Genomic DNA, 12,884 nt, shown 5'->3' with positions numbered 1-12,884 from the left:
CGCGAGGCAGGATGCGGCCCGTGAGCACCGAGCCGGTCGGCGAGAAGGCCCAGAAGGCCCTGTTCGACTCCGTCGACGACGTCGTCACCCGGCTCGCCGACGTCGGTTACCTCGCGTCCACCGCCGTCGCGACCACCGTCTTCCTCGCCGACCGCCTCGGCAAGCCGCTGCTCGTCGAGGGCCCGGCCGGGGTCGGCAAGACGGAGCTGGCGCGCGCGGTGGCCGACGCGACGGGCGCGGGGCTGGTGCGGCTGCAGTGCTACGAGGGCATCGACGAGGCCCGCGCGCTCTACGAGTGGAACCACGCCAAGCAGCTCCTGCGGATCACCGCGAGCCAGGGCGAGTCGTGGGACGACACCCGCGACGACGTGTTCTCCGAGGAGTTCCTGCTGCCCCGCCCGCTGCTCACCGCGATCCGGCGCGAGGAGCCGACGGTGCTGCTCGTCGACGAGACCGACAAGGCCGACGTCGAGGTCGAGGGCCTGCTGCTCGAGGTGCTCGGCGACTTCCAGGTCACGGTGCCGGAGTGGGGCACGATCACCGCGAACCAGCGCCCGTTCACGCTGCTGACCTCGAACGCGACGCGTGAGCTCTCCGAGGCCCTCAAGCGCCGCTGCCTGTTCCTGCACCTCGACTTCCCCGACCCGGAGCTCGAGCGGCGCATCGTGCTCGCCCGCGTGCCGCAGCTGCCCGAGGCGCTCGCCGAGGAGCTCGTGCGCATCGTCGGGGTGCTGCGCGGCATCCAGCTGCGCAAGGCGCCGTCGGTGTCGGAGACGATCGACTGGGGCCGCACCCTGCTCGCCCTCGGTCTCGACACCCTCGACGACGAGACGGTGCGCGCCACCCTCGGCGTCGTCCTCAAGCACCAGGCCGACGCGCAGCGGGCGGTCGCCGAGCTGCGGTTGAACTAGTGAGCGCGCCCTCCGTCACCGGCGGCCTGCCGGCCCACCTCGTCGACTTCGTCGGCGCCCTGCGGCGGGCCGGGATCGCGGTGGGCCCGGGGGAGTCGGTGGACGCCGCGGCGGTGATCGCCGAGCTCGACCTCCTGCGCCGCGAGCAGGTGCGCGAGGGTCTGGCGGCGGCGATGCTGCGCCGGTCGGGGCAGCGGGCGGTGTTCGACGCGCTGTTCGACCTGTGGTTCCCGCTGGGTCAGGGCGCCGCGCTGGGCGAGGTCGCGCTGCCCTACGCCGAGGACGGGTCGGTCGACGTCGAGGCCCTGCGCGACCTGCTCGCCGGCCTGCTGCGCGACGGCGACACCGCGGCGATGGCCGAGCTGGCGCGCGCGATCGTGGACGGCCTGGGCGCGGTCGGCCGGGGCCAGGGGCAGGGCGGCCAGGGGCAGGGTCAGGGCGGGGGCGGCGGCGACCGCGGGGACGGCGGGGGCGGGCGGCCGTCGACGTGGTCGGCCTACCAGGCCCTCAACGCCGTGCGTCCCGAGACGCTGCTGGCCCGCGTGCTCGCCGACCTGCGCGGCGGGCCGGACGCGGCGTGGGACAGCCCGTTCGCCGAGGAGGTCTCGCGCCGCGAGGTGCGGGAGAGGATCGCGGCGTTCCGGCGAATGGTCACCGACGAGACGCGCCGGCGGGGCGCGGAGATCCGCGGGCGCGAGGCGGCGGCGCGCACCGGGGTGCCCAAGGAGGGCGACCGCGTCGACTTCCTCACCGCCAACTCCGAGCAGCTCGCCGACCTGCGCCGCCGCGTCGCCCCGCTCGCGCGCCACCTGGCGTCACGGCTGGCCGCGCGCCGCCGCCGGGCGCGCCGGGGCCCGATCGACCTGCGCCGCACGTTGCGCCGCTCGATGTCCACCGGCGGGGTGCCGATGCGTCCGGCGTTCCGCCGCCCGCGGCCCGGGCGCCCCGAGCTGGTGCTGTTCTGCGACGTCTCGGGGTCGGTGGCGGGGTTCAGCCACTTCACGATGATGCTGGTCCAGGCCCTGCGCGAGCAGTTCTCCCGCATCCGAATCTTCTGCTTCGTCGACGGCTGCGTCGAGGTCACCGACCTCTTCGGCCCGAACGCCGACCTCGGCGGCGTGATGGCCGAGATCACCGCGCGCCCCGGGCTCATCGCGTTCGACGGCCACAGCGACTACGGCTCGGCGCTCGGACGCTTCCGCGAGGGCTGGCCGGACGTCGTCGGCCCGCGGACCTCGCTGCTGCTGCTCGGCGACGCCCGCACCAACTACCGCGACCCGAACCTCACCGTGCTCACCGACCTCGCCGAGCACGCGCGGCACGTGCACTGGCTCAACCCCGAGCCGCAGGCGCAGTGGGGCACCGGCGACTCGGCGGCCCGTCGCTACGGCGAGGTGGTCCCCATGCACGAGTGCCGCACGGCCGCCCAGCTCGCGGGTGTGGTGTCGGGACTGCTGCCGGTGTGAGGGTGCGCTCCGCGCAGGTGAGCAGAAAGACGTGCTGTAGCGCGTCTTTCTGCTCACGAGCGCGCAGCGCACCTAGGCTGATCGGATGAGCGGCCGCCGGATCGGGGTCATGGGCGGCACCTTCGACCCCATTCACCACGGTCACCTCGTGGCCGCCAGCGAGGCGCAGGTCCGGTTCGCGCTCGACGAGGTCGTGTTCGTGCCGACCGGGCAGCCCTACCGCAAGGAGAGCCGGTCGGTCAGCTCGGCCGAGGACCGCTACCTCATGACCGTCGTCGCCACGGCGTCGAACCCGCGGTTCACGGTCAGCCGCGTCGACGTCGACCGCGACGGGCCGACGTACACCGTGGACACGCTCCAGGACCTGGCGACGATCTTCCCCGACGACGAGCTCTTCTTCATCACCGGCGCGGACGCCCTCGAGCAGATCCTGTCGTGGCACCGCGCCGACGACATGTTCCGGCTCGCCCACTTCGTCGGCGTCACCCGGCCCGGCTTCGACCTCGACGGCGACCACCTGCCCCACGGCGCGGTGAGCCTGCTCGAGGTGCCGGCGATGGCGATCTCGTCGACGGCGTGCCGGGAGCGCGTCGCCGCGGGGGAGCCGGTCTGGTACCTCGTGCCCGACGGCGTCGTGCAGTACATCGCCAAGCGCGGGCTCTACCGGCCGCGCGGGCAGGGCTGGGTGCTCGGCCCGACCGAGCACGTCGCCTCCGAGTAGCCGTCCCGCGACCGCAGGACACGATCGAGTGACGACTTCCGGATTCAACTAACACTCCCCGTGATCGACCCGAGATCCGCGTGGATGCCGTGCCCGTCGGAGGGACCGGCCGCTCGGGGGGAGTGTGATCTCGGTGCTGACGCCGCGTCCCGTCGACACCCGCACCGGCTGATGGGCCGCCACTCCGCCCCGGACGGCGCGCAGGACCGCGACGTCCCGGCGACCCCGCAGCGCATCCGCGTGGTCCTCGTCCCGCGGCCCCGCGCCGCCCCGCCCGTCGAGGCCGGGGACCCCGCGGACGCCCCACCGACCCCGACCCTGCCCGCCTGGATCGCCCTCGACGAGCAGCAGCGCATCCGCCGCGCGTGGGCCGACGCCCCGGGCGGGTTCGTCCGCACCGGTGTCCGGGGCCCGCGCACGCCGCCGGCCGGTGCGATCCCGGTGCAGCCGGTCGTCGAGCGCCCGGCACCCCCCGACGGCGGCTGGGGACCGTGGCCCCCGGAGGCGCTGCGCGACCACCACCACCCGGCGCTCCTGCCCGCCGTCCTGCCCGTGCCGGCGGCCGCCCGGCGTCGTCGGCCCGCGGTCACCGCGGTGACCGCCGTGGTCGCCGTCCTCGTCGTCCTGCTCGTCGGGCTCGGCGTGGTGCTCGCCCGGCCCGACCTGGCCGGCCCGCTCCTGCCCACGACGCCCGAGGTCGCGTCGGTGACGGAGGCGCGGTAGCCGGTGTCAGCCCTGCCGGTGCACGGCGGTCGGGGCGATGCGGACGATGAGGTGCGTCTGCCCGGGGCGGTGCCACGGGTAGGGCCGCCCGAGGTAGCGCCGGGCGAGCGACTCGAGGTGCTCGACGGCGCCCACCGGGCTGACGTCGACGACCCGCCCGCGCACCGTCACGACGTGCCCGGCGCGGCGGGCGTCGGCGATCGCGATCGACACCCGCGGGTCGCGGCGCACGTTGTCGAGCAACTGCGCGCCCTCGACGGCGTTGAGCACGATGTGCACGCCGTCGGTGTCCACCCACGTCTCCGACGTCTCGGGTGTGCCGTCGGGCAGGACCGTGGCGAGGAAGCACGGGTTCCGGCCGCGCAGGAGGGCGACGACGTCCTGCGGGAGGCGCTCCTCCTGCTGTGGCGCGAGGGTCATCGCCGGTCGTGGTCCTCCGTGTCGGGCTCGCGGGCGCCGACCACGGTAGGGACCGGCGGCACCCGGTCGTGCGCGGGGGTTCGTCAGCCGCCGAACGCGAGCACCGACGCGGTGAACGCGTGCAGGTGGTTGCGCGCCGCGACGGGCCCGATCTCGCCGGCGGCGAAGAACCCGGCGACGCCCTCGGGGGCCAGGCCCCGCCGGACGGCGGCGACGTCGTGGTCGGCGTCGGGGAACATGGCCCGACCGCGCCCGTTGCACGAGAACAGCAGCGCACCGGCCGTGCCGCCCTCGCCGCGGAAGCGGGTCATGAGCCAGTCGAGGTCGGCGTCGGCGCTCGCGGCGTCGCGGACCTGGAACCGCACCGTGCGGCCCACCTCGACGACGTCGCCGATGGTCACCGTGCCCTGCTCCGGGTCGGCGCCGACGACGCCGCGGATGAGGAAGTCACCCTGGCGGTGGTCGTCGGCGTACTCGTCCATCGCCACGCCGAGGTGCAGGCCCTGCGCCACCATCTGCTGCTCGTGCTCGTCGAGCTCGCGGACGATCTGCTCGAGCTTGCGGTAGGCGGGCTGGCCCGCGAGGCCCTGCAGGTGCGGGCCCTCGGCCGCCGTCACCGTCATCGTCGGCCCCACCGGCCGGCACCCCTGGCTGACCAGCGTGCGGACCCGGACGTCGCCGCCGATCGTCACGCCGACCACGCCGCGCTCGTGCACGGCCCCGTCGAGGAAGAGGCGCGTCGCGCCCGCGCCGCCGGGACCGGAGGCGAGCCCGCCGACCAGCGGCAGCCCGCGCAGCGCCTGGCCGGACTGCTCGACGAAGCCCTGGATCGGGAAGGTGTACGGGTCGGCGAGCAGGATCGCGACCTCGTCGGCGTCGGTGCGTACGGGCATCCCGCCGACGGTGATGCCGGTCTCGGTGCGGGTGGCGTGCAGGCGGAACGGGGTCAGCGACGCGTCGGGCAGCGCGGCCGCCCACACCGCGACCGCCGGGCGCGCCTCCACCCCGCGGCCGTCGCCGATGACGCCGCCGGCGCTGCAGCCGATGGCCACCCGCGCGCCCGCGACCTGCATCGCCCGCTCGCCGGCCCGGCCGACCTCGTCGGGGTCGGGGTGGCAGACGAAGACCGCGAGCAGGTCGGGGCGCCGCCCGCCGAGCGGCGCCGTGGCCTGCGCGACCGCGTTCTCGGCAGCCGCCACGAGATCGGCGCCCTGGGCCAGTCCGTCCCCGAAGTCCGCCATCGGACCAGTATGCGACGTGGCACGGGTGCGGCGCGCCCGCGTGACGGGGCGACCGGTCCGGCGCGTCGAGTACGATCGGATCGCCCGTTCCGCCGTCCCCGAAGGGTTTCGTGGCCGTCACCGACCGCGCGCGCCGTCTGGCCGAGACCGCCGCGCTCGCCGCCGCCGACAAGCTGGCCCAGGACGTCGTCGCCATCGACGTGTCCGAGCGCCTCCCGCTCACCGACGCCTTCGTCATCGCGTCGGCCCCCAACGAGCGCCAGGTGCAGGCGATCGTCGACAGCGTCGAGGAGAAGCTGCGCGACCTCGACGCCAAGCCGGTGCGTCGCGAGGGCACCCAGGAGGCCCGCTGGGTGCTCCTGGACTTCGCCGACATCGTCGTCCACGTGCTGCACAGCGAGGAGCGGGAGTTCTACGGCCTCGAGCGGTTGTGGAAGGACTGCCCCGCCGTGCCGCTGCCCGCCGAGGTCCACGGGCCGCCCGCCGACCGGTCGACCGCCGGCGAGTGAGCCTCCACCGGATCGTCCTCGCCCGGCACGGGCGGACGACGTGGAACGCCGAGAGCCGCATGCAGGGCCGGCTCGACCCGGACCTCGACGACCTGGGACGCGCCCAGGCCCTCGCCGCCGCGCCCGTCCTCGCGACCTACGAGCCGACGCTGCTCGTCGCGTCCGACCAGGTGCGCGCGTGGCGCACGGCCGAGGCCGTCGCCAAGGAGGCCGAGCTGGTGCCGCGCCCCGAGCCGCGGCTGCGCGAGACGGCCCTCGGCGAGTGGGAGGGCCTCACCGGCCCGGAGGTCGAGGCCGGCTGGCCGGGCGGTCTCGAGGCGTGGCGCACCGACCCGGCGTGGGCGCCGCCCGGCGGCGAGTCCCGCGTCGACGTCGCCCGCCGCGCCGTGCCCGTGCTCGACGAGCTGGCCGACGAGCTCGCGGGCTCCGACGAGCACCAGACGGCGATGGTCGTCGCCCACGGCGGCACGATCGGCGCGCTGACCGCGTCGACCCTGGGCTGGCCGCTCGACGCCTGGCACTCCCTGCAGCCGCTGCACAACTGCGCCTGGGCGGTTCTCGAGCACCGCATCGACCGCTGGCGCCTCCGGGCGTGGGGCCTGGGGGCGTGAGCTCCGGCCCGGTCCTGGTGGTCATCGCCGACTCGCTGTCGTTCCACGGACCGGACCGCGCCGAGCCCGCCGACGAGCCCCGCCTGTGGCCGCACGTGGCCGCCGCGTCGCTGGGCGGCCGGGCCGAGCTGCACGCGGGTCTGGGGTGGACCGCGCGTCACGCGTGGCGGGCGATGGTCGGGGACCCGCGCCTGTGGGCGTCGCTGCGGCACGCGGACGCCGTGGTCCTCGGCGTCGGGGGGATGGACACGCTGCCCTCGCCGGTGCCGACGGCCCTGCGTGAGCTGATCCCGGCGATCCACGCGCCGCGCGTGCGCCGGGTGGTGCGCGACGCCCACGCCTGGATCACGCCGCGGGCCGCGCGGGTGCTGGGCGCCGCCGGCCCGGTGGCCCTGGCGCCGGCGGAGACGGTGCGGCACCTGGAGCGGCTGCGGCTGGCCGTGACGATGGTGATCCCGGGCCTGCCGGTGGTCGGGATGCTGCCGGCGGTGCACCGGTCGCCGTTCTACGGCGGGGTGCACGCCGGCCGGGACCGGCACGTGGCGGCGCTGCGGGCCTGGGCGTCCACGACCGGCGTGCGGCTGGTGGACCCCGCGCCGCTGGTCGCCGACCACGTCCTCGGCGGCCACGGCAACCCCGACGGCATCCACTGGGGCTGGTCCGCACACGCCGCCGTCGGCGCGGCGGTGGGGGCCGAGGTGGGCCGGGCCCTGGCCTGAACGCCCTCCGGGGACCAGGCTCCGTAGCGGGGGACGAGCAGGGGGGAGGTCCGCGATGACGACGGTCGTGCACCGCGTGGACGTCGACGCCGACGCGGAGAAGGTGTTCGACGAGGTCGCCGACCTGCGCACCGAGACGCTCTGGAACCCCGCCGCGCGGCGCATCGACCTGCTCACGCGGGAGCCGATCGGGGTCGGGTCGCGGTACGCGGGGTCGTGGCTGGGGCTCGGGCGCGGGACCGCCGAGGTGGTCGCGTTCGAGCGGCCGGGGCACTGGCGCACGCGGTGTGCGTTCCGGGGCCTCGCGGTGGACCTTGTCGGTGACGTGGTCCCCGATGGGCGCGCCTGCCGCCTGACGCTGACGATCGACCTGTCGGCGTCGCCGCCGCTGCGGCCCCTGCTGCCGGTGATGGCGCTCGTGCTGCGCGTGGCGGGCCGCGGGAACATGCGACGGCTCGAGCGGCTGCTGACGATGCCGGGGGTCTGAGCGGGCGTTCCTCATGGGCCTTCCGGAGGCTCCTCGTCCCGGCCGGTGCGGTCGCGCGTCCCCAGCCCTGGCGGCTGTCCCCAGGGCGGCGCGCGGCGCTGTCCCTCGAGGTCCGAGGCTTCCTAGCGTCCCGCGCATGGCCCGCTCCGCCCCGCCCGACGCCGACGGCACCCGCGCCCGCCTGCGGGCGCTCAGCGGCCGGGGGGACGCCTGGGGTGGGAGGGAGGACGTCGAGGTGGGGGAGCCGGCCGGGCCGGCGGAGCGGGTCGGCTGGCCGGGCGCGGCGCCGGGCACGCCGGCCGCGCGGCTGCGGCTGCCGCGGGTGGCGGTGGTGCCGGGAGCCGGCGCCCGGTCGGCGCGTGCAGGGGCGTGGCGGGAGGAGGCGGACCCGGGTCCGGCGGGTGACCGTGCTGGTCCGGCGCGGCCCGGGGCGTGGCGGGGGCAGCCGGACCTCCCGGACGGCGACGCCCGGTGCTCGGCGCCGGACCTCCCGCGCGGCGACGCCCGGTCCTCGACGCCGGACCCCTGGTGGGACGACGACGAGGACGACCCGCCGGCGTCCCGCGGCAGCGCCTGGGACCCGCCGGCGCGGGGCGAGCGCGTCCGTCGCTGGGCGGAGCGGTGGCTGCCCGGGTCGTGGGTGGGCGCGCGGTGGGACCCGGGGCGCACCGGCGCCCTGGCCCTCGCGACCGTCGCCGCCGTCGCGGCCGTGGTGGCGGCGGTGGGCGTGTGGTCCGACCGCCCGGTGCCCGAGCCCGTCCCCGCCCTGCCCGTGGTCGCCGGCGCGCCACCCGCCCCGTCCCTGCCCTCGGCGTCGGGCGCCCCGCCGCTGCCGGCCGAGGGCCCGATCGTGGTGTCGGTGTCGGGGAAGGTGGAGCGGCCCGGGCTCGTGCGGATCCCGCCGGGCAGCCGCGTCGGCGACGCCATCGACGCGGCGGGCGGCGCGACGCCCGAGGCAGACCTGACCGGGCTCAACCTCGCGGCGCGGATCGGAGACGGCGAGCAGGTCGTGGTGGGCGTGCCGACCCCGGTGACGCCGCCGGCAGGAGCCGGGGGTGCGGGTGCCGGGGCCGGGGGTGCCGGGAGCGCGGCCGCGCCGGCCGGGGGTGCGTCCGGTGGTGCCCCGGGCGGGCGCCTCGACCTCAACGCCGCCACCCTCGAGCAGCTCGACCAGCTCCCCGGCGTCGGGCCGGTCACCGCCCAGCGGATCCTCGAGTGGCGCACCCAGAACGGGCGGTTCGGCGCGATCGAGCAGCTCCAGGAGGTCAGCGGCATCGGCGACGCCCGCTTCGCCAACCTCCGCGACCTGGTCACGGTGTGACCGCCGAGCCCCCGGACCACCGGTCCGCGGCGCGGTCCGTCGAGGCGCCGGAGCTCCCGGCGCCGCCCGACCTGCGGTTGGTGCCGGCGGCGCTGGCGTCGTGGGGCGTCGCGATCGCCGCGCTCACCGTTGGGTGGGGCGTCGCGCTGGTGCTGGTGGCGCTGGCCGTGGTGGCCGTGGTGATCGCCGCGCGCCGGCCGCACGTCGGCGGCCCGCGTGCCGGGGTGGTCGCCGCGGGCGGGGTGCGTGCGGTGGTCGTGGCCGCGGGTGGGTGCGCGGCGGCCGTGGGGCTCGTGGCGGGCCTCGGCGCCTTCGCGGTCGCCGACCACCCGCTGCGTCCGGCCACGGGCAACGGGGTGTCCGCGCGCCTCGACCTCGTCGTCACCACCGACCCGCGGCCGATCCGCTCGACGGTGCCCGGGCCCGGACGGGTCGTGGTGCGCGGGGAACTGGTCGGCGGCCAGGTCGGCGCCGGGCCGGGGTGGCGCGCCGGCGGCCGCGTCGTGCTGATCGCGCCCGCCGACGAGTGGGGCGGCCTGCTGCCCGGCCAGCTCGTCAGCGCGCGGGGCCGCCTCGGACCTCCCGACCGCGCCGACCTCACGGTCGCGGTCCTGCAGGTGCGTGGGCCTCCGCGCGACGTCGGCCCCGTGCCCGCGCTGCAGCGGGCGGCCGGCGACCTCCGCGGCGGCCTGCGCGACGCCGCCCGCGCGGTGCTCGCCGAGGACCCGGCGGGGCTGCTGCCCGGCCTCGTCGTCGGCGACACCTCCGGGGTCTCGCCGGGCCTCGACGCCGACTTCCGCACCGCCGGCCTCGCGCACCTGACGGCCGTCTCCGGGACGAACGTGGCGATCATCTGCGGCGCGGTGATGCTGCTCGCCCGCCTCGGTCGGCTCGGCCCGCGCACGGCCGCCGTGCTCGCGGGGCTGGCGCTGGTCGGATTCGTCGTGCTCGCCCGGCCGTCACCGAGCGTGCTGCGGGCGGCCGTGATGGGCGGGATCACGGTGCTCGCGCTGGCGGTGGGCCGGCGGCGCTCGGTGGTGCCGGCGCTGTGCGCGGCGATCGTGGTGCTGCTCCTCGTCGACCCGGGGCTCGCCACCGACCCGGGATTCGCCCTGTCGGTGCTGGCCACCGGGGCGCTCGTCCTGCTCGCGCCCGGGTTCGTCGCGCGGATGCGGGCGCGCCGGGTGCCGCCGGGGGTGGCCGAGGCGCTCGCGGTGCCCGTGGCCGCGCACGTGGTCACCGCGCCGGTGATCGCCGGACTGTCCGGCGAGGTCAGCCTCGTCGCGGTCGCGGCGAACCTGTTCGCGGCGCCGGTGGTCGCGCCGGTGACCGTCCTCGGGGTGGCGGCCGCCGCGCTCGCCCCGGCGTGGACCGCGGGCGCGCACGCCCTGGTCTGGGTCGCGGGGCCCGGGGTGACGTGGCTGGTGTGGGTCGCGCGGCGTTGCGCGGCGGTCCCCGGCGCGACGCTCGCGTGGCCGGGCGGGGTGGCCGGGGGACTGGCGCTCGCCGCGGTCGTCGTCCTGGTCGCCGCGGCGCTGCGGTGGCGGCGCCTGCGCGCGGTGGTGGCCGCGGTGCTGGTGGGCGCGCTGCTGGTCCTCGTCCCGACGCGCGTCGTGCCGCCGGGCTGGCCGCCGGCACGGTGGTCGCTGGTGGCCTGCGACGTCGGGCAGGGCGACGCGCTGGTGCTCGCGACGGGCGAGCCGGGGCGGGCGGTCCTCGTCGACGCGGGCCCGGACGCCGGCGCGATCGACGGGTGTCTGGCACGGCTGGGCGTGCGCTCGCTGGCGCTGGTGGTGCTCACGCACCTGCACGCCGACCACGTCGGCGGCCTCGCCGGTGCCCTCGCGGGCCGGGCGGTCGGCGGGATCGCCCTGGGTCCGGCCCGCGCGCCCGCGGACACGTTCGCGCAGGTGGTGCGCCGGGCCGGCGTCGCGCGTGCCCCGGTGGTCGGCGTGGGGCGCGGCACGGTGATGCGCTGGCCGGGGCTGGTGCTCGAGGTGCTCGGCCCGATGAGCTCGTCGTCCTACGTCGACGGCGAGGACGGGTCCGCGGTCAACGACACCTCGGTGGTGCTGCGCGCGCACACCCCGGTCGGGCGGGTGCTGCTGCCCGGCGACGCCGAGCTGTCGTCCCAGTCGTCCCTGCTGGGCTCGGGGTCGGACCTGCAGGCCGAGATCCTCAAGGTGCCCCACCACGGCTCGCGGTCCTCGCTGCCGACCTTCCTGACCGCCCCGCGCGCCTCGTTGGCGCTGGTCAGCGTCGGACGCGGCAACACCTACGGCCACCCGAACCCGGGCGTCGTGGGCCTGCTCGCCCGCAGCGGGGCGCTGGTGCGGCGCACCGACGAGTCGGGCGACCTGGCCGTCGTGAGCATGCCCGGCCCCCGGGCACCGCCCGCCGTCGTCGCCCGCGGCGACCCGCGCCCCGACCCGAAGCGGCGGTGAGGCGGTGTGAGGGTGGGGCCGGTGGTCCGCGACCGACCTACAGCCCCAGCGCCTCGCGCACGGCCTTCGAGGTGGCCGGGATCGTCGCCGTGGGCCCGACCTGGTGCTCGATCGCGTCGAGCGTCTTCAGGCCGTCGCCGGTGATGAGCAGGACGGTGTCGGCGTCCGGGTCGAGGTCGCCCGACTCCACCATCTTCTTGGCGTTGGCCACCGTGACGCCACCGGCGGTCTCGGCGAACACGCCCTCGGTGCGGGCGAGCAGCCGGATGCCGTCGCGGACCTCCTCGTCGGTGACGTCGGTGATCGAGCCGCCGCAGCGGCGCACGGCGTCGAGGACGTAGGGCCCGTCGGCGGGGTTCCCGATCGCGAGCGAGCGGGCGATCGTGTCCGGCTTCTGCGGGCGGACGACGTCGGTGCCCTCGCGGAAGGCGGTCGAGACCGGCGAGCACCCCGCGGCCTGGGCGCCGAACACCTTGTACGGGGCGTCGTCGACCAGCCCGAGCGAGATCAGCTCGCCGTAGGCCTTGTCGACCTTGGTCAGCTGCGAGCCCGACGCGATCGGGATGACGGTCTGGGCCGGCACGCGCCAGCCGAGCTGCTCGGCGACCTCGTACCCGAGGGTCTTCGAGCCCTCGGCGTAGTAGGGCCGGACGTTGACGTTGACGAACGCCCAGTCCTCCTGCTCGAAGGCGAGCTCGGTGGCGAGGCGGTTGACGTCGTCATAGGTGCCCTCGCAGGCCAGCAGGTTGGTGTCGTACACCGCGGTCATGAGGATCTTCGCGCGCTCGAGGGAGGCGGGGATCAGCACGACCGAGTCCCAGCCGGCACGGGCGGCCGCGGCGGCGGTGGCGTTCGCGAGGTTGCCCGTCGACGGGCAGGCGAGCGTGGTGAAGCCGAGCTCGCGGGCGGCGGCGAGGGCGACGCCGACCACGCGGTCCTTGAAGGAGTGCGTCGGGTTGCCGGTGTCGTCCTTGACCCACAGGTTCCTGATCCCGAGCGCGGCGCCGAGGCGGTCGGCCTTCAGCAGGCGGGTGTAGCCGGGGTCGGTGTTCGGGATCGTCTCGACGGTGCTCGGCACCGGCAGCAGCGACTTGTAGCGCCAGATGCTGCGGGGGCCGCGCTCGATGTCCTCGCGGGTCACGCGGCCGAAGTCGTAGGCGATCTCGAGGGGCCCGAAGCACTGCGGACACGCGAACTCGGCGGCCAGGTCCATGCGGTGGCCGCAGGCCCGGCACGAGAGGGCGGCGGCGGGGCCCAGGTCGTAGCCCGTACTGGTCGTGGGCTGGGCAGTCAGCGTCATGGCAGGAAGTC

General features: G+C 77.0%; 13 protein-coding genes. 10 read left to right on the top strand and 3 right to left on the bottom strand.

What is annotated here, in order from left to right; translation table 11 throughout:
* Window positions 1-20 precede the first annotated feature (20 nt).
* The 4 genes from PH190_RS13735 to PH190_RS13720 all read left to right on the top strand — a co-directional run bounded on the left by PH190_RS13735 (window position 21) and on the right by PH190_RS13720 (window position 3,821).
* A complete protein-coding gene (locus tag PH190_RS13735; RefSeq protein ID WP_274232077.1) occupies window positions 21-911 on the top strand; it encodes an AAA family ATPase in 891 nt (296 codons plus the stop codon).
* Window positions 911-2,377, top strand: coding sequence for a vWA domain-containing protein (locus tag PH190_RS13730; RefSeq protein WP_274232076.1), 1,467 nt, complete (start codon window positions 911-913; stop codon window positions 2,375-2,377). Before PH190_RS13735 ends, PH190_RS13730 begins: the two co-directional genes overlap by 1 nt.
* An 85-nt stretch (window positions 2,378-2,462) precedes the next feature.
* Complete coding sequence (gene nadD, locus PH190_RS13725) at window positions 2,463-3,098, top strand: nicotinate-nucleotide adenylyltransferase (protein ID WP_274232075.1); 636 nt, start codon at window positions 2,463-2,465, stop codon at window positions 3,096-3,098.
* 171 nt (window positions 3,099-3,269) lie between these two features.
* Window positions 3,270-3,821: a hypothetical protein gene (locus PH190_RS13720; protein WP_274232074.1), complete on the top strand. Its 552-nt coding sequence runs from the start codon at window positions 3,270-3,272 to the stop codon at window positions 3,819-3,821.
* A 6-nt stretch (window positions 3,822-3,827) separates the two neighbouring features.
* Here the strand turns inward: PH190_RS13720 and PH190_RS13715 are convergent, their stop codons facing one another.
* Window positions 3,828-4,241, bottom strand: coding sequence for a TIGR03618 family F420-dependent PPOX class oxidoreductase (locus tag PH190_RS13715; protein ID WP_274232073.1), 414 nt, complete (start codon window positions 4,239-4,241; stop codon window positions 3,828-3,830).
* Between the two features lie 83 nt (window positions 4,242-4,324).
* On the bottom strand, window positions 4,325-5,482 hold the full coding sequence (locus PH190_RS13710) for an FIST signal transduction protein (RefSeq protein WP_274232072.1): 1,158 nt from the start codon (window positions 5,480-5,482) through the stop codon (window positions 4,325-4,327).
* 110 nt (window positions 5,483-5,592) lie between these two features.
* Between PH190_RS13710 and rsfS the strand changes: the two genes are divergently transcribed.
* From rsfS to PH190_RS13680, 6 genes are all read left to right on the top strand, one after another.
* Complete coding sequence (gene rsfS, locus PH190_RS13705; RefSeq protein ID WP_274232071.1) at window positions 5,593-5,991, top strand: ribosome silencing factor; 399 nt, start codon at window positions 5,593-5,595, stop codon at window positions 5,989-5,991.
* Window positions 5,988-6,602, top strand: a complete 615-nt coding sequence (locus PH190_RS13700; protein WP_274232070.1) for a histidine phosphatase family protein — start codon at window positions 5,988-5,990, stop codon at window positions 6,600-6,602. The genes rsfS and PH190_RS13700 overlap by 4 nt, the downstream gene beginning before the upstream one ends.
* Window positions 6,599-7,321: a diglucosylglycerate octanoyltransferase gene (gene octT / locus PH190_RS13695; RefSeq protein ID WP_274232069.1), complete on the top strand. Its 723-nt coding sequence runs from the start codon at window positions 6,599-6,601 to the stop codon at window positions 7,319-7,321. The genes PH190_RS13700 and octT overlap by 4 nt, the downstream gene beginning before the upstream one ends.
* 55 nt (window positions 7,322-7,376) lie before the next feature.
* Window positions 7,377-7,808, top strand: coding sequence for an SRPBCC family protein (locus PH190_RS13690; protein WP_274232068.1), 432 nt, complete (start codon window positions 7,377-7,379; stop codon window positions 7,806-7,808).
* A 136-nt stretch (window positions 7,809-7,944) separates the two neighbouring features.
* Window positions 7,945-9,129: a helix-hairpin-helix domain-containing protein gene (locus PH190_RS13685; RefSeq protein WP_274232067.1), complete on the top strand. Its 1,185-nt coding sequence runs from the start codon at window positions 7,945-7,947 to the stop codon at window positions 9,127-9,129.
* Complete coding sequence (locus PH190_RS13680) at window positions 9,126-11,573, top strand: ComEC/Rec2 family competence protein (RefSeq protein WP_274232066.1); 2,448 nt, start codon at window positions 9,126-9,128, stop codon at window positions 11,571-11,573. Before PH190_RS13685 ends, PH190_RS13680 begins: the two co-directional genes overlap by 4 nt.
* 37 nt (window positions 11,574-11,610) lie before the next feature.
* On the opposite strand, the gene thrC is transcribed toward PH190_RS13680, so the two are convergent.
* Complete coding sequence (gene thrC / locus PH190_RS13675) at window positions 11,611-12,873, bottom strand: threonine synthase (protein ID WP_274232065.1); 1,263 nt, start codon at window positions 12,871-12,873, stop codon at window positions 11,611-11,613.
* Window positions 12,874-12,884: the final 11 nt, after the last annotated feature.

This window comes from Actinomycetospora straminea, from assembly GCF_028737255.1.
Classification (GTDB): Bacteria; Actinomycetota; Actinomycetes; order Mycobacteriales; family Pseudonocardiaceae; genus Actinomycetospora; species Actinomycetospora straminea.
This window is presented reverse-complemented; position numbering and strand designations above follow the sequence as displayed.